Origin of the sequence: Pseudomonas sp. PDM24, from assembly GCF_019218905.1 — a bacterium.
GTDB lineage: Bacteria > Pseudomonadota > Gammaproteobacteria > Pseudomonadales > Pseudomonadaceae > Aquipseudomonas.
In genome coordinates this window covers 22020-42595 of record NZ_JAHUWR010000005.1, presented here as the reverse complement: position 1 = coordinate 42595, position 20576 = coordinate 22020, and the positions used below count along the sequence as shown (strand labels likewise).

Sequence of the window (20576 nt, the reverse complement as noted above, 5' to 3'; positions counted from 1 at the left end):
GTTTTGATGTCTTCACCAATTCGAACAGTGTCTCGGCTTTTGCTGGCGGCGCTTGCAGTGTGCTGCGTGTTGCCATCTCAGGCTGCGCAACAGGTGCGGGTCGGTGCCGCGCATTTTCCACCCTACACCGTGCGCCCGGAGAACGGTGCCGACACCGGTCTGCTGCCGCAACTGGTGGAAGCCTTGAATCAGTTGCAAACCGATTATCAGTTTGTACTGGTACCGACCTCGATTCCCCGGCGTTTCAACGACTTCAAGGAAGGCCGGGTCGATATGGCTATTTTCGAAAACCCGGACTGGGGCTGGAAGGAGATCCCGCACACCCTCGTCGACATGGGGCTGGAAGATGCAGAAATCTTTGTCGCGCAGAAGCAACCCGGTCGCGATGAGAATTACTTCAAGGACCTGACGGGCAAGCGTCTGGCGCTGTACAGCGGCTATCACTACGAGTTTGCCAATTTCAATGCCGATCCCAAGTATCTGGCCGACGCCTACAAGGCCACGCTGACCTATTCCCATGACAGCAACTTGCTGATGGTGCTGCGCGGGCGGGCGGACATTGCCTTGGTGACACGTTCGTACCTGAGCGATTACCTGCTGCGTAACGAGAAAGTCGGCGAGCAATTGCTGGTGTCGCAACGGATCGATCAGGTCTATCACCATTACGCGCTGATTCGCCCGCAGGCGCCGATTACTGGCGAAGCATTCGGCAAGTTGCTGCAAGGCCTGCGAGACAATGGGCAGATGCTGAAGATTTTCGATCCCTACAAAATTGCCCTGGTGCCGGTGCGCAAGCTCTGAATCGTGCCCCTGATTAGTGCCATGAGACGAGCATTTGGCGACTGCGCTTAAATTTCCAGCCCCGGCTCACGTCACATCGTTGAACTGTCGACGATTACCGTGAGCCCCACCCATGTCCAATCTGAATGACCTGACCACCCTGGCCTTGCCGTCAGGCAACTGTCTTGTAGCCGATGAAACCGCCAGCCGCCTGAGCCTCAGCCTGCAAGGGCAACCGTTGATCGAGCTGCGGCTGACCCGCGAGCCGCAATTGCATCTGCGGCTGGAGGAGCGTTTCGGCCGTACTGACGGCCAGGCATTCTGGGCGGCTTGCTATTGGCTGTTTGCCCGTGACGCGGCGTGTCAGCGTCTGACCTGGCAACTCGATGACGTGCCCACCGAAGCCTTGCTCAGCGGATTGCTGATCGCGACCGAAGTCACCGGCCAGTATCGCTGCGAACGCACGCTGTTCTGGCAATTGCCTCAGCCTTGGCTGGGTGAGTCGCGCACCGGCAGCTATCCGCAGCAAATGGTCATCAGTAGCGGCAAGCGCCATCCATTGCGGGCGGTGAAACCCCGTGGCGAGGTGTATCGACGCTTCGACGCACGGCTCGGTGCGTGGGTTTCCCTGCGCACGGTAGAAATCGAGCATGACCTGGCGCGTTTCAACCGCTGGCAGAACAGCCCGCGGGTGGCGAGTTTCTGGCAGGAGGAGGGCAGTCTCGAGAAGCATCGCGAATACCTGAGCAAGCTCGAAGCCGACCCGCATACCTTGACGCTGATCGGCTGCTTCGATGATCAGCCGTTTGCCTATTTCGAAGCCTACTGGGCCAAGGAAGATCGCATTGCGCCGTTCTACGATGCCGGTGATTACGACCGTGGCATTCACATGCTGGTGGGCGAAGAACATCACCGCGGGCCGCACAAGGTGGCGAGCTGGCTATCGGCGCTGGTGCATTACCTGTTTCTCGATGATCCACGCACTCAACGAGTGGTCGCCGAGCCTCGCGCCGATAACGCGAAGATGATCGGGCATATGCACAATCAGTGTTTCCACTGCGAAAAAGAGTTCGACTTCCCGCACAAGCGCGCGGCGCTGATGGTGTTGGGGCGTGAGCGGTTTTTTGATCGGTGTTCGTTGGCTTGATGCGTAAGGCTCAAGGTCTGTTGCGGGCTTGAGTCAGTCTTCGCGGGCAAGCCTCGCTCCTACAGTGTTGTGTCGTTCACAAATAATGTAAGCGACACAACACTGTAGGAGCGAGGCTTGCCCGCGAAGCTTTTAACGGCGCGCGAAGGTATCCGCACGATTGCCCGACACTTTGCGGCAATGCACCAGCGCATCACGAATCATGAAGTTCACCAAGGTTGGCGAGACGCCGAGTTCCTTGGCGATGTCTTTTTGCGGTACGCCGTGCAGGCGGTACATCTCGAAGGCGTAACGGGTGCGGCTGGGCAACTCCGTCAGCGCATCGGCAATGTTTTCCAGGGTCGAGAAGTTCATGTGCGAGGTTTCCGGCGAAGCGCCCTGAATCACCACGTTCAGACCTTCCTCTTCCGGGCCCGAATACTTCTGCTCCAGCGCCTGCTTGCGGTAATGGTCGATCGCCAGGTTGCGCACGATCTGGAACAGATAGCTGAGCTGCGCCTTGATTGACGACGTGATCTGCGGCGCCGATTGCAGCCGGAAGAACGCATCCTGCACCACGTCTTCGGCGCGTGATCGGCAACCGGTGATGCGGGCGGCAATCTTGACCAGAATCAGTCGGTTGTCGACGAAAGCCTGAAGTAGCGGTGAATCGCACCTGCTTGTGGATACTTGTTCCGTCATTGGAAATCACCTTGCTGCAAATAGGGTCGTGGGACGACAAGTGGGTCGGAGTCGTCCTACACATCGAGCGACAAATTAGGATGAATGATAATGATTGTCAATTGAGAAAGAGAATTAATGCGTCACAAAAAAGCACAGTGAGAACGGCGACACGCTGACTCACCTACCTGACTGCAAGCCTGCCGGCGCTCAAGCCTGGCGACTAATTATTTCAAGACTTCATCCGTTCTCATTGGTGAATGGCTGCGGGCACAAGCCCCGGCCAAACCAGCATTCCCAAGCCTTGCGCGGTCGGCGAAGACCGCGTCCTGCATGCCCATGAACGGGCGTGACGTACGAAAACCGATTCCACTTGCAAGCCGAATTCAGGCAGGAAACCTCATGACCGACGCGTTCGAACTCCCTAGCACACTGGTCCAAGCCCTTCAGCGCCGTGCGGCCCTGACGCCGGACCGGGTGGCCTTGCGTTTTCTCGCCGAAACCCAGGATCAGGCTGTGGTGCTCAGTTATCGTGAGCTCGACCAACGGGCGCGGACCATTGCCGGCGCGTTGCAGGCCGAGGCTGCGTTTGGCGATCGCGCGGTGTTGCTGTTTCCCAGCGGCCCGGATTACGTCGCGGCGTTTTTTGGCTGTCTGTACGCCGGCGTGATCGCGGTGCCAGCCTATCCGCCTGAATCGACCCGTCGTCATCACCAGGAACGTCTGCTGTCGATCATTAGCGATGCCGAGCCGCGCTTGCTGCTGACCAGCGCCGACCTGCGCGACGCGTTACTGCAAATCGACGAGGCGCCGCCGCTGCTGTGTGTCGACACCCTCGACAGCGCCTTGGCCGAACGCTGGGTCGCGCCGGACTTGCACGGCGACCACATCGCCTTCCTGCAATACACCTCCGGTTCCACTGCGTTGCCTAAAGGCGTGCAAGTCAGTCACGGCAACCTGGTGGCCAACGAACTGCTGATTCGCCACGGATTCGGCATCGATCTGAACCCTGATGACGTGATCGTCAGCTGGCTGCCGCTGTACCACGACATGGGCTTGATCGGCGGCCTGTTGCAGCCGATTTTCAGCGGCGTGCCGTGCGTGTTGATGTCGCCGGCGTACTTCCTCGGTCGGCCAGTGCGCTGGCTAGAGGCGATCAGCGAATACGGCGGCACCATCAGCGGCGGGCCGGACTTCGCCTATCGACTGTGCAGCGAACGGGTCAGCGAATCGGCGCTGGAACGCCTCGACCTGAGTGGCTGGCGCGTGGCGTATTCCGGTTCCGAACCGATTCGCCTCGACACCCTGGAACGCTTCGCCGAGAAATTCGCTGCGTGTGGCTTTACCTCGGACAGCTTCATGGCCTCTTACGGCCTGGCGGAAGCCACGTTGTTCGTTGCCGGCAGCCCGCGCGGCCAGGGCATTCCATCGTTGCGCGTGGATGATCAGGCGCTCGCGCAGAACCGAGCCGAACCGGGCGATGGCAGTCCGATCATGAGCTGCGGCATCAGCCAGCCGGATCACGCGGTGCGGATTGTCGATTCCGTATCGCTCGAAGAACTCGCCGATAACGCGATCGGTGAAGTCTGGGCCAGCGGGCCGAGCATCGCCCATGGCTACTGGCGCAACCCCGAAGCCACGGCCCAAACGTTCGTCCAGCACGCCGGTCGCACCTGGCTGCGCACTGGCGACCTGGGCTTTATGCGTGATGGTGAGCTGTTCATCACCGGGCGCCTGAAAGACATGCTGATCGTTCGTGGTCATAACCTTTATCCGCAGGACATCGAGCAGACCATCGAGCGTGAAGTGGAGATGGTGCGCAAAGGTCGCGTGGCCGCGTTCGCGGTCAACCTCGAAGGGCAGGAAGGCATCGGCATCGCCGCGGAAATCAGCCGCAGCGTGCAGAAAATCCTGCCGCCCGAGGCGCTGATCAAAGCCATCCGTCAAGCGGTGGCCGAGGCGTATCAGCAAGCACCGAGCGTGGTGGTATTGCTCAATCCGGGGGCGCTGCCGAAGACGTCCAGCGGCAAGTTGCAACGCTCGGCGTGCCGCAATCGCCTGGCCGATGGCAGCCTCGACAGCTATGCGCTGTTCCCGTCGGCAGACATCGCAAACTCATCTGAAAGCGAATCGGGCTCTGAGCTGCAAACCTTGATTGGCAATATCTGGTGCCAGCAGCTAAGCGTCAAACAGGTCAACGCCGATGATCACTTCTTCCTGCTCGGCGGCAACTCCATCGCCGCCACTCAAGTGGTCGCGCGCCTGCGTGAAGAGCTGGGGCTGGAGCTGAACCTGCGCCTGTTGTTCGAAGCACCAACCCTTTGCGCATTCGCTGCGGCGATCGCCCGGCAACAACAGGATGGCGGCCAGGCTCAAGGTGCGATCACCACGCTGTCGCGCAGCGACGCCATGCCGCAATCCCTGGCACAAAACCGTCTGTGGATCACCTGGCAACTCGACCCGCAGAGCAGCGCCTATAACATTCCCGGTGCCTTGCGCCTGCGCGGCGAACTGGACGAAGACGCCTTGCGCACCAGTTTCCAGCAACTGATCGAGCGTCACGAATCCCTGCGCACGCGGTTTTTCGAGCGTGATGGCGTAGCCCTGCAACAGGTCATTGCTGCCGGCGAATTCAACCTGCAAGTAATCGATATCAGCGACCTGCCAGACGCCGAGCGTGAAGCCCGCGCGCAGCAAATCCGCGAGGATGAAGCCCGCACCCGGTTCGATCTGGAAAAAGGCCCGCTGCTGTCGGTGACCCTGGTGCGCCTCGGCGATGAAGACCATCAACTGCTGGTGACGATGCACCACATCATCGCCGACGGCTGGTCGATGAACGTGCTGATCGACGAATTCTCGCGCCTGTATGCGGCAGCCTCTCAAGGCCAGACCGCCAGCCTTCCAGCGTTGCTAACTCAATACGCCGACTACGGCAGCTGGCAGCGTCAGTGGTTGGCGCAAGGGGAGGGCGAGCGTCAACTCGCTTACTGGAAAGCGCAGTTGGGCGTTGATCATCCGACCCTGAGCCTGGCCACCGATCATCCGCGCTCGACGCAACACACTTACAGCGCAGCCCGTCACACGCGGCGTTTGGACAAGCGTCTGAGCGATGCCATTCGCCAGACCGCCCAGGCCCATGAATCGACGCCGTTCATGCTGCTGCTCGCGGCATTCCAGAGCCTGCTGCATCGCTACAGCGGTCAACGCGACATCCGCATCGGCGTGCCGAATGCCAACCGTCCGCGTCTGGAAACCCAAGGGCTGATTGGCTTTTTCATCAACACCCAGGTGCTGCGCGCCGAGGTGGATTCGCGACTGCCGTTCGTTGAGTTGCTGGCGCAAACCCGTAAAGCCGCATTGGGCGCGCAAGCGCATCAGGACCTGCCGTTCGAACAATTGCTCGAAGCCTTCCCCCAGGCCCGCGAGCAGGGCTTGTTCCAGGTGATGTTCAACCATCAGCAACGGGATCTCACTGCACTGCGTCGCTTGCCGGGACTGCTCGTCGAAGAGCTGCCGTGGCACAGTCGCGAAGCCAAGTTCGATCTGCAACTGCACAGCGAAGAAGACCGCAATGGTCGCCTGAGCTTGTCGTTCGACTACGCCAGCGAGCTGTTCGCCGCCGCGACCATCGAGCGCCTGGCCGAGCATTTCAGCAACCTGCTGCGAGCCATTTGTGAGCAACCGAAAACCGCCATCGGCGACCTGCAACTGCTAACCCCGAGTGAGCACGATCAGCAATCCGCCTGGAGCGCCGCACCCTGCACCCCGGCCAGTCAATGGCTGCCGGAGTTGCTCAACGAACAAGCGCGCCAGACCCCGGAGCGCACCGCGCTGCTGTGGGACGGCGGCAGCCTGAATTTTGCCGAACTGCACGCCCAGGCCAACCGCTTGGCGCATTACCTGCGCGACAAAGGCGTCGGCCCGGACGTGTGCGTGGCCATCGCCGCCGAGCGTTCGCCGCAGTTGTTGATTGGCTTGCTGGCGATCATCAAGGCCGGCGGCGCTTATGTGCCGCTGGACCCGGATTACCCGGCCGAGCGCCTGGCCTACATGCTCAGCGACAGTGGCGTCGAGTTGCTGCTGACCCAAACCGGGTTGCTCGACCGCCTGCCGGCCACCGACGGCGTCAGCGTGATTGCTATGGACGCCCTGCATCTGGAGAACTGGCCAAGCCATGCGCCCGGTCTGCACCTGCACGGCGACAACCTGGCCTACGTGATTTACACCTCCGGTTCCACCGGTCAGCCGAAGGGCGTTGGCAATACTCACGCGGCCCTCGCTGAACGCCTGCAATGGATGCAAGCCGCCTACCGTCTGGACCAGACCGATGTGCTGATGCAAAAAGCGCCAATCAGTTTCGACGTGTCGGTGTGGGAGTGCTTCTGGCCGCTGATCACCGGGTGCCGCCTGCTGATCGCCGGCCCTGGCGAACACCGCGATCCGCACCGCATCGCCCAACTGGTCCAGCAATTCGGCGTGACCACACTGCACTTCGTACCACCGCTGCTTTCGTTGTTCATCGACGAACCACTCAGTGCCGAATGCACCAGCCTGCGCCGACTGTTCTCCGGCGGCGAAGCCTTGCCCACGGAACTGCGCAACCGGGTGCTGGAACACCTGCCAGCGGTGCAACTGCACAACCGCTACGGCCCGACCGAAACCGCGATCAACGTCACTCACTGGCACTGCACAACCGCCGATGGCGAGCGCTCGCCGATTGGCCGGCCATTGGGCAACGTGCTGTGCCGCGTGCTCGACAGTGACCTCAATCCGGTACCGGCCGGTGTGCCGGGTGAGCTGTGCATCAGCGGTATCGGTTTGGCCCGAGGCTATCTCGACCGTCCGGCGCTGACCGCCGAACGCTTTGTGGTCGATCCGCTGGGCGAGCAGGGCGCACGTCTGTACCGCACCGGTGACCGTGCGCGCTGGACCGCCGACGGCGTGATCGAATACCTCGGACGTCTCGATCAGCAAGTCAAACTGCGTGGTTTTCGTGTCGAGCCGGAAGAAATCGAAGCGCGTCTGTTGGCGCAGGCTGGCGTCGCCCAAGCGGTGGTGCTGGTGCGCGAAACGGCGGCGGGCGGACAGTTGATCGGTTACTACACCGCCACTGAAACCAGCGAAACCATCGATGCTCAAACCACGCGCCTGAAAACCGCGCTGGCGGCTGAGCTGCCGGAATACATGGTTCCGGCGCAACTCATGCGTCTGGATGAAATGCCCCTGAGCCCAAGCGGCAAACTCGACCGTCGCGCCTTGCCGGAACCTCAGTGGCAAATCCGCGAACATGTCGAACCGGTCACTGCCCTTGAACAACAAATCGCCGGTATCTGGCGCGAGGTGCTGGGCCAAACGCAGATCGGCCTGCGCGACGACTTCTTCGCCCTCGGCGGCCATTCTTTGCTGGCCACGCAAATCATCTCCCGTACCCGCCAGGTCTGCGACGTCGAGTTGCCATTGCGTGCGCTGTTCGAAGCCAGTGAGCTGGGCGCGTTTGCCGAACAGGTTCGCTTGATCCAGGCCAGCGGCAAAACCAACAAACAGCCACCGATCGAGAAGGTCGATCGCAGCCAACCGGTGCCACTGTCCTATTCCCAGCAACGGATGTGGTTCCTCTGGCAGATGGAACCGGACAGCCCGGCCTACAACGTCGGCGGCATGGCGCGGTTGCGCGGCGTGCTGGATGTCGGGCGTTTCGAAGCAGCATTGCAAGCGCTGATCATGCGTCACGAAACCCTGCGTACGACCTTCCCGAGCGTCGACGGCGTGGCCCGGCAACAGGTTCATCCAGACACCCGCCTGTGCATGGACTGGAAGGATTTCACCACGCTGGATGTCGATGGCCGCGAATGGCAGGTCCAGCAACTGGCCGATGACGAAGCCCATAAGCCTTTCGATCTGGAAACCGGACCGCTGCTGCGAGCTTGCCTGGTCAAGACTGCCGAGCAGGAGCATTACTTCGTCCTGACCCTGCACCACATCGTCACCGAAGGCTGGGCGATGGACATTTTTGCCCGGGAATTGAGCGCGCTCTACGAAGCCTTCGTCGATGATCGCGATTCGCCGCTGCAACCGCTGCCGGTGCAGTACCTGGATTACAGCGTGTGGCAGCGTCAGTGGCTGGAATCCGGCGAACGTCAGCGCCAACTCGATTACTGGACCGCGCAACTGGGCCGCGAGCATCCACTGCTGGAATTGCCGGCTGATCGTCCGCGTCCGCCGGTGCAAAGCCATCAGGGCGAACTGTTCCGTTTCGACCTGAGCGATGATCTTGCGGCGCGGGTCCGTGCCTTCAACGCAGACAACGGTCTGACCCTGTTCATGACCATGACTGCCGCCCTGGCCGTGCTGCTTTATCGCTACAGTGGCCAGACCGATCTGCGCATAGGTGCGCCGGTGGCCAACCGCATTCGCCCGGAAAGCGAAGGGCTGATCGGCGCGTTCCTCAACACCCAAGTGCTGCGTTGCCAGCTCGACGGGCAGATGTCTGTCGGCGAGTTGTTCGAGCAGGTTCGTCACACGGTGATCGAAGGCCAGTCCCATCAGGATCTGCCGTTCGATCATTTGGTGGAAGCCTTGCAGCCGCCCCGCAGTGCGGCTTACAACCCGCTGTTCCAGGTGATGTGCAATGTGCAGCGCTGGGAATTCCAGCAGAGCCGAACCCTGGCCGGGATGACGGTCGAGTACCTGGCCAACGATGCGCGAGCGACCAAGTTCGACCTCAATCTGGAAGTCACTGACCTCGACCATCGCCTCGGTTGCTGCCTGACCTACAGCACCGATTTGTTCGATGAGCCGCGCATTGCGCGCATGGCCGGGCACTGGCGCAATCTGCTGGAAGCGTTGCTCGCCGATCCACAACAACGCCTCAGCGAACTGCCGTTGCTGGAAGCCACTGAACAGCAAAACCTGCTCGACAGCCTCGGCATTGAGCCGGGTGAACATCGCCTCGATCAGTGCATCCATCACCTGTTCAGCGAACAGGCGTTGGCACGCAAAGACGCACCGGCCCTGACGTTCGCCGGGCAAACCCTGAGCTACGCCGAGCTCGACAGTCGCGCCAATCGTCTGGCCTGGATGCTGCGCGAGCGCGGAGTCGGGCCACAGGTGCGGGTCGGTCTGGCGCTGGAGCGTTCGCTGGAGATGGTCGTCGGCCTGCTGGCGATCCTCAAGGCGGGCGGCGCCTATGTGCCGCTGGACCCGGAGTACCCGCTGGACCGCTTGCACTACATGATTGAAGACAGCGGCATCGGTTTGCTGCTCAGCGATGCGGCGATGTTCGCGGCCCTCGGTGAACTGCCGGCCAGCGTTGGCCGCTGGTGCCTGGAAGAAGACGCCGTCGAACTGGCCAATTACCCGGCCACTGAGCTGCCGTTTATCAGCCTGCCGCAACATCAGGCGTACCTGATTTACACCTCGGGCTCCACCGGCAAACCGAAAGGCGTGGTGGTGTCCCACGGTGAAATCGCCATGCACTGCTGCGCGGTGATCGAGCGCTTTGGCATGCGCCCCGATGACTGCGAATTGCACTTCTATTCAATCAACTTCGATGCCGCGACCGAGCGTCTGCTGGTGCCGCTGTTGAGTGGCGCGCAAGTTGTCCTGCGTGCGCAAGGCCAATGGGATGCGCAAGAAATCTGCGGGCTGATTCGTCGCCACAACATCAACATTCTTGGTTTCACCCCGAGCTACGGCAGCCAGTTGGCGCAATGGCTGGCGACCCAGGGCGAAACCCTGCCGGTGCGCATGTGCATCACCGGCGGCGAGGCCCTGACCGGCGAACACCTGCAACGAATTCGCGCGGCGTTCAAGCCGAGCCTGTTTTTCAACGCTTATGGCCCGACTGAAACCGTGGTCATGCCGCTCGCCAGCCTCGCGCCGGCGCAGCTGGAAGAAGGCTTGGGCAGCGTGCCGATCGGCAGCGTGATTGGCGCGCGGGTGGCGTACATCCTTGATGCCGATCTGGCGCTGGTGCCACAAGGCGCGACGGGCGAGTTGTACGTCGGCGGTGCCGGCCTGGCGCAGGGGTATCACCAGCGTCCGGGCATGACTGCCGAACGGTTTGTCGCCGACCCCTTTGCAGCGAACGGCGGGCGTTTGTATCGCACCGGCGACCTTGTCCGTCAGCGTGCCGATGGCTTGGTGGAGTACCTGGGACGCATTGACCATCAAGTGAAGATTCGTGGTTTCCGCATCGAACTGGGCGAGATCGAAACCCGTTTGCTGGAACACGAGTCCGTGCGTGAAGCGGTTGTTCTGGCACTCGATACGCCGAGCGGCAAGCAATTGGTCGGCTACCTGGTCACCGACGTCGCCGAACAGGATGAAGCGCAACAAACTGCATTGCGCGAAGCGTTGAAGGCGCACCTCAAATCTCAGTTGCCGGATTACATGGTGCCGACGCACTTGATCCTGCTGGCCAGCATGCCGCTGACCGCCAACGGCAAACTCGATCGTCGCGCACTGCCGGCGCCGGACCCGGAGTTGAATCGTCAGCAGTACGTGGCGCCGAGCAATGAACTTGAGCTGACCCTGGCCGGCATCTGGCGCGAAGTGCTGAACGTCCAGCAGGTCGGCCTCAACGACAACTTCTTCGAACTGGGCGGCGATTCGATTTTATCGATCCAGGTGGTCAGCCGTGCGCGGCAGCAGGGCATCCACTTCAGCCCGCGTGACCTGTTCCAGCACCAGACTGTGCAGACGCTGGCCGCCGTCGCGACCCGCACCGAGCAGATCACCGCCGAGCAAGGCCTGCTGAGCGGTGAATCGCGTCTGACGCCGATTCAGCATTGGTTCTTCGATACCGACATTCCACAGCGTCAACACTGGAACCAGGCGTTGCTGCTGGAGCCGACCGTGGCGCTCGAGCCTCATCGTCTGGAGCAAGCGCTGCTGGCGGTGATCGAACAGCACGACGCCTTGCGCCTGCGTTTCACCGAGGTTGACGGCCATTGGCAGGCCGAGCACCAGGCGGTTTCCGACGCTGCCGTGCTGTGGCAGGTACACGTGCCGAGCATGGACAACTGCGCGGCGTTGTTCGCCGATGCCCAACGCAGCCTCGACCTTGAGCAAGGGCCGCTGATGCGGGCGCTGCTGGTCGACGATTCCGAGGGGCAACAACGGCTGTTCATTGCCATTCACCACCTGGTGGTGGACGGGGTGTCGTGGCGGGTGCTGCTGGACGATCTGCAAACGGTTTATCGTCAACTCGAGTCCCGACAGTCAGTAAAACTGCCGGCGAAAACCAGCGGCTTCAAGGACTGGGCCGCACGGTTGCAGGCTTATGCCGGCAGCGAATCCCTGCGTGAAGAATTGAGCTGGTGGCAGACGCAACTGGCTGGCCCAGGCGCTGAATTGCCCTGTGATCGGCCTCAGGGCGGTCAACAGAATCGTCACGCGCAAACCGTCAGCGTGCGCCTCGACAGCGAGCGCACCCGCCAACTGCTGCAACAGGCGCCGACGGCCTATCGCACTCAGGTCAACGACCTGCTGCTGACCGCATTGGCCCGTGTGTTGTGTCGCTGGAGCGGTCACGAATCGGCGTTGATTCAACTCGAAGGCCATGGTCGCGAAACCCTGTTCGACGAGATCGACCTGACCCGCACTGTTGGCTGGTTCACCAGCGCCTATCCGCTGCGCCTCACACCCGTGAGTGAACAGGGTGCCTCGATCAAAGCGATCAAGGAGCAACTGCGCGCCGTGCCTCACAAAGGTTTGGGTTATGGCGTGCTGCGTTATCTGGCCGATGGCCTGTGCCGTCAGACCATGGCTGCGTTGCCGGTGGCGCCGATCACCTTCAACTACCTGGGTCAGTTCGACCAGAGCTTCGGCAGTGATGCGCTGTTCCGTCCGCTGGATGAACCAGTGGGCGCGGCCCACGATCCACAGGCGCCGCTGCCTAATGAGCTGAGCGTCGACAGTCAGGTCTACGGCGGTGAGTTGGTACTGCGCTGGACCTTCAGCGCCGAACGTCACGATGTGCAAACCATCACCGAACTGGCAGAAGCGTATCTGGGCGAATTGCACAGCCTGATCCAGCATTGCCTGAGCGACAACGCGGGCGGCTTGACGCCGTCGGACTTCCCGCTGGCCAGACTGACTCAGCCGCAACTCGACGCATTGCCCGTCCCGGCGGCGATGATTGAAGACGTCTACCCGCTGACCCCGATGCAGGAAGGCATGCTGCTGCACACCTTGCTCGAACCGGGCACCGGCCTCTACTACATGCAGGATCGCTATCGCATCAACAGTGAGCTCGACCCGCAACGTTTCGCTCAGGCCTGGCAAGCGGTGATCGCCCGACACGAAGCCTTGCGCGCCTCGTTCTGCTGGAACGTCGGCGAAGACATGCTGCAAGTGATCCACAAACCGGGCAGCACGCCGATCGAATATCTGGACTGGAGCTCGGTTGCCGAAACCGAGCAAGAGCCGAAGTTGCAGGCGCTGCTGAAAAGCGAGCGCGAGGCCGGGTTCGATTTGCTCAACCAGGCACCGTTCCACTTGCGCTTGATCCGCGTGGGCGCGGCGCGTTACTGGTTCATGATGAGCAACCACCACATCCTCATCGATGCCTGGTGCCGTTCGCTGCTGATGAATGATTTCTTCGAGATCTACACCGCCCTCAGCGAAGGTCGCGAAGCGCAGCTGGCCGTGCCGCCGCGTTATCGCGATTACATCGGCTGGCTGCAACGCCAGAGCCTGGCCGAAGCGCGGCAGTGGTGGCAGCAGAACCTGCGAGGTTTCGAGCGCACCACGCCGATTCCGAGCGACCGGCCGTTCCTGCGTGAACATGCCGGCGACAGCGGCGGCATGATCGTCGGCGACCGCTATACCCGACTCGATGCCCGCGATGGTGCGCAACTGCGCGAACTGGCCCAGGCCCATCAGTTGACCATCAACACCTTCGCCCAAGCGGCGTGGGCGCTGGTGCTGCGTCGCTTGAGCGGCGATCGCGACGTGCTGTTCGGCGTCACGGTGGCCGGGCGTCCGGTGGAAATGCCGCAGATGCAGCGCACCGTCGGGCTGTTCATCAACAGCATCGCCCTGCGGGTGAAAATGCCCGAAGACGATCAGCGATGCAGCGTTCGGCAGTGGCTCACTGGCTTGCTCGACAGCAACATGCAGCTGCGCGAGTACGAATACCTGCCGCTGGTGAGCATCCAGGAAAACAGCGAACTGCCTAAAGGCCAGCCGCTGTTCGACAGCCTGTTCGTGTTCGAAAACGCCCCGGTGGAAGTCTCGGTACTGGATCGTGCGCAAAGCCTCAACGCCACCTCGGATTCGGGCCGCACACACACCAACTTCCCGTTGACGGCGGTGTGTTATCCGGGCGATGACCTTGGCTTGCACCTTTCCTACGACCAGCGTTATTTCGATGAATCCACGGTCGAGCGCATGCTCGGCGAATTCAAGCGCCTGCTGCTGGCGCTGGTCGAAGGCTTCCATGGCGACATGGCCGATCTGCCGCTGCTAGGCACCGAGGAACAGGACTTCCTGATCCATGGCTGCAACCAGAGCGAACACGACTATCCGCTGGAGCACAGCTATGTCTCGTTGTTCGAAGCGCAGGTCGCCAAGCATCCGCAGCGAGTTGCCGCCAGTTGCCTGGATCAGCAGCACAGCTATGTTGAGCTGAACCAGTGCAGCAATCGTCTCGGCCATGCGCTGATTGCGGCCGGCGTTGGCCTGGATCAACCGGTGGCGCTGCTCGCCGAACGTAACCTTGATCTGCTGGGCATGATCATCGGCAGCTTCAAGGCCGGTGCCGGTTACCTGCCGCTGGACCCGGGCCTGCCGAGTCAGCGCTTGAGCCGGATCATTGACCTGAGCCGCACGCCGTTGCTGGTCTGCACTCAGGCGTGTCGTGAACAAGCCATCGCGCTGCTGGAAGAGTTCGGTTGTGCCAACCGACCTCGATTGCTGGTCTGGGAAGACGTGCAGGCGAGCGATGCTTCGGTGGCCAATCCGGGCATTTACAGCGGCCCGGACAACCTCGCTTACGTGATTTACACCTCGGGTTCCACCGGCCTGCCGAAGGGCGTGATGGTGGAGCAGCGCGGCATGCTCAATAACCAGTTGAGCAAGGTGCCGTACCTGAAATTGAGCGAGGCCGATGTGATCGCCCAGACCGCTTCGCAAAGCTTCGATATTTCAGTCTGGCAGTTCCTCGCCGCACCGCTGTTCGGCGCTCGGGTGGACATCGTACCGAACAGCATCGCCCACGATCCGCAAGGTTTGTTGGCTCACGTTCAGAGCCAGGGCATCACCGTGCTGGAAAGCGTGCCGTCGCTGATTCAGGGCATGCTCGCCCAGGACCGCATGAGCCTCGATGGCCTGCGCTGGATGCTGCCGACCGGCGAAGCGATGCCGCCGGAACTGGCGCATCAGTGGTTGCTGCGTTATCCGCAGATTGGTTTGGTGAATGCTTACGGACCAGCGGAATGCTCGGACGATGTGGCGTTCTTCCGCGTCGATCTGGCCTCGACGCGCGGCAGTTATCTGCCGATAGGCACGCCGACCGACAACAATCGTTTGTACCTGCTCGATGGCGCGCTGGAACTGGTGCCGTTGGGGGCGGTGGGTGAGTTGTGCGTGGCCGGCATCGGCGTGGGTCGTGGCTATGTGAGCGATCCGTTGCGTACCGCGCAGGTGTTTGTGCCGAACCCGTTCGGCGCACCGGGGGATCGCCTGTATCGCACCGGCGACCTGGCCCGACGTCGCAGTGACGGCGTGCTGGAATACGTTGGGCGTATCGATCATCAAGTGAAGATCCGCGGTTACCGCATCGAACTGGGTGAAATCGAGGCCCGTCTGCACGAGCAGCCGGAAGTTCGCGACGCGGCGGTGAGTGTGCAGGAAGGCGTCAACGGCAAGCATTTGGTCGGCTATCTGGTCGCAGCGGAGTCGGCGCTGAATCCGAACGAACGACTTGAGCGCATCAAGCAACGCCTGCGCGCTGAATTGCCGGAATACATGGTGCCGCTGCACTGGTTGTGGCTCGACAAGATGCCGCTCAACGCCAACGGCAAACTTGATCGCAAGGCCTTGCCGGCGCTGGAGATTGGCCAGTTGCAGAGCCAGGACTATCAGGCGCCGCGCAATGAGCTGGAACAGACCCTGGCCGATATTTGGGCCGAGGTGCTGAAGGTCGAGAAGGTCGGCGTGCGTGACAACTTCTTCGAGCTCGGTGGGCATTCGTTGCTGGCCACACAGATCGCCTCGCGGGTGCAAAAAGCCCTGCAACGCAACGTGCCGCTACGGGCGATGTTCGAGTGCAGCACGGTGGCGGAGCTGGCCGAGTATATCGACGGGTTGGCGGCGAGCGACATTACCGAAGATAAGGTGGATCGGTTGAATGACCTGATGGCGGCGTTGGAGGGGCTGTAGTTCTTTAGCGTTGGTGAGGGCCTCTTCGCGGGCAAGCCTCGCTCCTACAGGTCCGCGTAATACCGTAGGAGCGAGGCTTGCCCGCGAAGGCGTCATCACAGACACCACAAAGCTCCGGGTTGACTGCCGGGCCTCATGCGGCTCAGTCTTCCTGTGCTTTTTTAATGGATCCGATTTCACCAGGGAGACAGTCGATGCCTTTCGTAACGGTTGATGGACAAGCGCTTCACTACATTGATCAAGGCACAGGCCCTGCGGTACTGCTGGCCGGCAGTTACCTGTGGGATCAGGCTATGTGGGCGCCGCAGATTGCGGCGCTGTCGCAGCACTATCGGGTCATCGCCCTGGACCTGTGGGGCCATGGTGAATCCGGGCAGATGCCCAAATGCACAAAGTCGCTGGATGATGTAGCACGCCAGGCCCTGGCATTGCTCGATCATCTGGACATCCATAAGGTCACGCTGGTCGGTCTTTCGGTCGGTGCCATGTGGGGCGTTCGACTGGCGCTGTCAGCACCGCAGCGGCTCAACGGTCTGGTGCTGATGGACACCTACGTCGGCGTCGAGCCGGAACCGACTCGCCAATACTATTTCTCGCTGTTCCAGCAGATCGAAGACAGCGGAGTGATCTCGCCGCAACTGCTCGATATAGTGGTGCCGATCTTCTTCCGTCCGGGCATCGATCCGCAGTCGGCGCTGTATCAGGATTTCCGCGCCAAACTGGCTGCGCTGCCGGCCGACCGCTTGCGTGAAAGCATCGTGCCGATGGGGCGGATTACCTTTGGTCGTGACGATCTGTTGCCGCGCCTGGGTGAACTGAACCCTGAAACCACGCTGTTGATGTGCGGCGATCAGGACAAACCGCGACCGCCGTCGGAAACCAGAGAAATGGCCGAGTTGATTGGTTGCCCGTTTGTGCTGGTGCCGGAGGCGGGGCATATCTCCAATCTGGAGAATCCGCAGTTTGTTACAGATGTGCTGTTGGAGTTTTTGGCTGAGAGAACTTAGTCGATCAGGCGGACGCCTTCGCGGGCAAGCCTCGCTCCTACAGGATTTGAGTCGTTCGCAATAATCGAGAACACGTAAATCCTGTAGGAGCGAGGCTTGCCCGCGAAGAGGCCGGTGCGGTTATTTAGGCCCCAGAATCTTCACCAATTTCTCCGGCGTCGGCGCGCCTTGCTGCTGTTGCAGCTGGCCCTTGTCATCCATGTAGAAAATCGCCGGGGTGGCGGCCAGTTCCAGGTCTTCCATCAACTGCATGTTCGCCGCGAGTTTTGCCTGAATCACCGGCGGCACATCTTTCAGGGCTTTGAGCGAGCTGTCCTTGCCGGATTTCTCATGGTCTGCCAACGCTTTCTGCGGGTCTTTGGCAGCCAGCAGCGCGGCGGATTTGCCCGGGCTGTCTTCGCGAATGATGCCGACCATGATGTGCCGCAACTGCACCTTGCCGGCCTTGACCCAGGGCCGCGCCTGTTCCCAGAACATGTTGCAGTACGGGCAATTCGGGTCACTGAACAGATAGACGATTCGCGGTGCATCCTTGTTGCCGTCACCGATCCAGTTGCTCGCTTCCATCTTGCCCCAGATTTCCTTGGCCATTGGCGCGTAGACCAGTTTCTGCAACGGCGCGCTGCTCAGGTCATTGCCTTCGGCGTCGTACAAGTTGCCCAACAGTACATGTTTGCCGTCCGGGGTCAGGTACAGCGCCATGCCGCGGTTCTGGTACTGCGCTGCATAACCGCGCAGGCCGTCGGGCGCGTCGAAGGTGCCGACAATTTTGGCGCCCTTGGCTTCGATCTTCTTGATCGCTTCAGGCAATTCTTCGGCCTGTACCGACGGCAAGTGCAGCAGGGCGGCACCCAGGGTTAACGTCAGCAGGTGGCGGAGGCGGAGCATGGCAATTTCCTTGAAGGCGTGGCCGGGGTGGCCGGGTTCGGGGTGTCGAAGTTTTCCAGGGCGCGGGCCAGGCTGGCTTCAGAGAGCTCGCCCAGATGGCTGCCCAGCAGGTGCCCGTCGGGGCTATAGAACAGCGTAGTCGGCAATGCCATGGAACCCACGGCCTGACCCAAGCGACCGCGGCCATCGAACAGCACGTTAGTCAGGCTCAGGCCCTGGGTTTCAAGGAAGGTGCTGACGCTTTGCATGCTTTCGGCCTGGTTGACGAACAGAAAGGTCAGGTCCGGACGCTGTTGCTGGGCGTTTTCCAGCACTGGCATTTCCCGGCGGCACGGCGGGCACCAGGTGGCCCAAAGATTGATCACCAGCGGGCCACCCTGGTAATCGCTGAGTTGCACCGTTTGGCCGGCGGCATTGCGCAGGGTGATCTGCGGCAAGCGCGTGCCTTGTTCATAAATATTCAGAGAGAAGGTTGCCAGCAGCCAGAATGACAGACCACTGACCACGCCAAAGCCCAACGGCCGGCGCAGGCCCGGGCGACGCCAGCCTCGATACACAGCGGCGAGTAACAGCACGACCACCCCGGGCCAGGCGAGAAAACCACCGTCGCGCAGGTCGATGATCTGCCATGGATCGTTGCGATACTGCGCCCAGTAGGCAATCACGAAACCGACCCGGGACGCCAGCAGGCCCAGCAGGAACAAGCTGAACAGCACCGACTCCGGGTTCTCGCCACCACGCTTGGCCACCCGCCAGCCGACAAAAGTCGCCAGCGCCAGGGCACTGATCAGCAGCAAGTGATTAAGCGCAATGGCAAAGGTGCCGAGGGTAAAGGTCAGCATTAACGAGCGTCTCGGGTGGTGGTCCAGCGTTGCAGGAAGGTGCCGGCATCGACCTCACCGGTGATGCGCCGGCTGCGGCGCTCTTCGCCGTCGGGGCCGATCCACAACAGGCTTGGCGGCCCCGGCACTTTATAACGGCCGAGCAGTTTGCGGCTGGCGGCATTGTCGGCGGTGACGTCCAGCCGTAGCAAGCGCACATCGCTGAGTGCTTGCAGGACCTGCGCTTTGCCGAAGACCTGTTTTTCCATGACTTTGCACGCCACACACCAGTCGGCGTAGTAATCCAGCAGCACCCATTGGCCTTGAGCCCGAGCGGCATCCAGCTCCCGTTGCAGTGCGGCTGGCTCCTTGATCGTGGTAAAGGCGTCGTGACTGACAGGGCTTGCGCCGGTGCCGTCACGGCTGATGCTATAGACCTGCAGCGGCTGGTACGGGTCGTCACTGCCACCGGCGGCACCCACCACCAGCAGACTGCCCCACAGCCCCAACAGCAATGAACTGGCACCGAACAGATGGGCGACGCGGCCAAACCCCTGCGACTGCTTCCAGGCGCTGTAGGCGGCGATCAGCAGCAAGGCTCCGCACAAGCCGAGCCACAGCGATTCATCCAGTACCGGGCGCAGCATCAGCAGCGCAGTAGCGAGGAACAGGAAACCGAACACGCCTTTAAGCAGATTCATCCAGGCGCCGGGTTTGGGCAGGAAACGATTGCCGACGGTCACCAGCAACAGCAGCGGTATACCGATGCCGATGCCCATGGCGAACAGAATCAGCCCGCCGTGCAGCGCATTGCCGCTCTGGGCGATATAGAGTAGGGCGCCGGCCAATGGGGCGGTCATACACGGACCCACCAGCAGGCCGGACAAGGCCCCCAGCAAACCGGCACCGATCAGGTTGCCACCGCGCTGATTGCGCGAAACATGTTCCAGTCGATCACGCACCGCTACCGGTAATTGCAGCTCGAAGAAACCGAACATCGGCAAGGCCAGCAGCACGAACACCGCCGCAAAGCTGCCCAGCAGCCATGGATTCTGCAGCAGTGCCTGAAGGTTCGCCCCGAGCAGCGCAGCCAGCACGCCCATCGCCGCATACACCAGTGCCATGCTGATCACGTAGCTGCCGGCCAGTGCAAAACCGCGCTTGGGTGTGGCGCCACTGCCAACGATCAACCCCGCCAGAATCGGCAACATCGGCAACGAGCACGGCGTGAACGCCAGCAGCAAGCCCAAGCCGAAGAACACCAGCAAGCTCCAGCCCAGCGCCCGTTGTTGCAGGTCGCTTGCCAAGGCTTGATCCGGTGCCTCATTTAAAAGGCTCGGCATTGTGGTGTTGCCTAAATACACCACTTGAGTGTGGGGCGGATAACACAACCCGGCATCGGCACAGCCCTGGAAACCCACCTTGATCTGGCCGCTGGCACCCGCCGGGATCTTCAGTTCCAGGCCTTGGCGATAAACCTGCTGTTCACCGAAAAACTCATCGCTGTGAGCTTCACCTTCAGGCAACACCGGTTTGTACTGCGCCGGCAAATCGTCGAACTTCAGGCGTTTTTGGTACAGGTAGTAACCGTCGGCAATCTGCCAGAACAATTGCGTTTCACCGGACGCCAGGCGCTCGGAGGTGAAGATGAACGCTTTTTCGATGGGTAGAAAGTCGGGTTTTCTGTCGAATGGATTGTTCCCCGGCTGCGCCTGAGCAAGGCTGGCAAACAGCCAGAGAAGAAAAACAAGAAAACCGCGCATCGACAAAGCCTTAAACATTGCAATTGCCGAGCACGATGATGGCTGCCGATTAACCCGGTGTTAACGAGCAGGACATGGTTATTAGTCAGGCTGAATCGCGCTGGAATCCAGAATTCACAGCGCG

Annotated in this window: 8 protein-coding genes; 4 read left to right on the top strand and 4 right to left on the bottom strand. The window is 61.4% G+C overall.

Features of this window, described 5'->3' with window-relative positions; genetic code table 11:
• Positions 1-6 precede the first annotated feature (6 nt).
• Positions 7-801: an ABC transporter substrate-binding protein gene (locus tag KW837_RS17225; protein ID WP_218397462.1), complete on the top strand. Its 795-nt coding sequence runs from the start codon at positions 7-9 to the stop codon at positions 799-801.
• Positions 802-913: 112 nt separating this feature from the next.
• Complete coding sequence (locus tag KW837_RS17220) at positions 914-1927, top strand: GNAT family N-acetyltransferase (protein WP_218397459.1); 1014 nt, start codon at positions 914-916, stop codon at positions 1925-1927.
• A gap of 132 nt (positions 1928-2059) precedes the next feature.
• On the opposite strand, the gene KW837_RS17215 is transcribed toward KW837_RS17220, so the two are convergent.
• Entirely contained in the window at positions 2060-2608 is a 549-nt protein-coding gene (locus tag KW837_RS17215; protein WP_007894994.1) for an RNA polymerase factor sigma-70, read from the bottom strand.
• A gap of 381 nt (positions 2609-2989) precedes the next feature.
• Between KW837_RS17215 and KW837_RS17210 the strand changes: the two genes are divergently transcribed.
• Positions 2990-15973, top strand: coding sequence for a non-ribosomal peptide synthetase (locus KW837_RS17210; RefSeq protein WP_218397457.1), 12984 nt, complete (start codon positions 2990-2992; stop codon positions 15971-15973).
• 194 nt (positions 15974-16167) lie between these two features.
• Entirely contained in the window at positions 16168-16980 is an 813-nt protein-coding gene (locus KW837_RS17205; RefSeq protein ID WP_218397455.1) for an alpha/beta fold hydrolase, read from the top strand.
• Positions 16981-17100: 120 nt separating this feature from the next.
• Here the strand turns inward: KW837_RS17205 and dsbG are convergent, their stop codons facing one another.
• The 3 genes from dsbG to dsbD are packed head-to-tail and all read right to left on the bottom strand — an operon-like array spanning position 17101 to position 20452.
• Positions 17101-17868 (bottom strand): thiol:disulfide interchange protein DsbG, encoded by a 768-nt coding sequence (dsbG, locus tag KW837_RS17200; protein ID WP_218397452.1) that lies wholly within the window; start codon positions 17866-17868, stop codon positions 17101-17103.
• The gene (locus KW837_RS17195; RefSeq protein WP_218397450.1) at positions 17844-18710 is read right to left on the bottom strand and encodes a TlpA disulfide reductase family protein; all 867 of its coding nucleotides are present in this window, start codon (positions 18708-18710) and stop codon (positions 17844-17846) included. The genes dsbG and KW837_RS17195 overlap by 25 nt, the downstream gene beginning before the upstream one ends.
• Positions 18710-20452, bottom strand: a complete 1743-nt coding sequence (dsbD, locus tag KW837_RS17190; protein WP_218397448.1) for a protein-disulfide reductase DsbD — start codon at positions 20450-20452, stop codon at positions 18710-18712. The genes KW837_RS17195 and dsbD overlap by 1 nt, the downstream gene beginning before the upstream one ends.
• Positions 20453-20576 lie beyond the last annotated feature (124 nt).

Bases quoted from the DNA above. Each gene is read 5' to 3' on its own strand.
- KW837_RS17225 (WP_218397462.1), top strand. From the start codon at position 7: ATGTCTTCACCAATTCGAACAGTGTCTCGGCTTTTGCTGGCGGCGCTT.
- KW837_RS17220 (WP_218397459.1), top strand. From the start codon at position 914: ATGTCCAATCTGAATGACCTGACCACCCTGGCCTTGCCGTCAGGCAAC.
- KW837_RS17215 (WP_007894994.1), bottom strand. From the start codon at position 2,608: ATGACGGAACAAGTATCCACAAGCAGGTGCGATTCACCGCTACTTCAG.
- KW837_RS17210 (WP_218397457.1), top strand. From the start codon at position 2,990: ATGACCGACGCGTTCGAACTCCCTAGCACACTGGTCCAAGCCCTTCAG.
- KW837_RS17205 (WP_218397455.1), top strand. From the start codon at position 16,168: ATGCCTTTCGTAACGGTTGATGGACAAGCGCTTCACTACATTGATCAA.
- dsbG (WP_218397452.1), bottom strand. From the start codon at position 17,868: ATGCTCCGCCTCCGCCACCTGCTGACGTTAACCCTGGGTGCCGCCCTG.
- KW837_RS17195 (WP_218397450.1), bottom strand. From the start codon at position 18,710: ATGCTGACCTTTACCCTCGGCACCTTTGCCATTGCGCTTAATCACTTG.
- dsbD (WP_218397448.1), bottom strand. From the start codon at position 20,452: ATGCGCGGTTTTCTTGTTTTTCTTCTCTGGCTGTTTGCCAGCCTTGCT.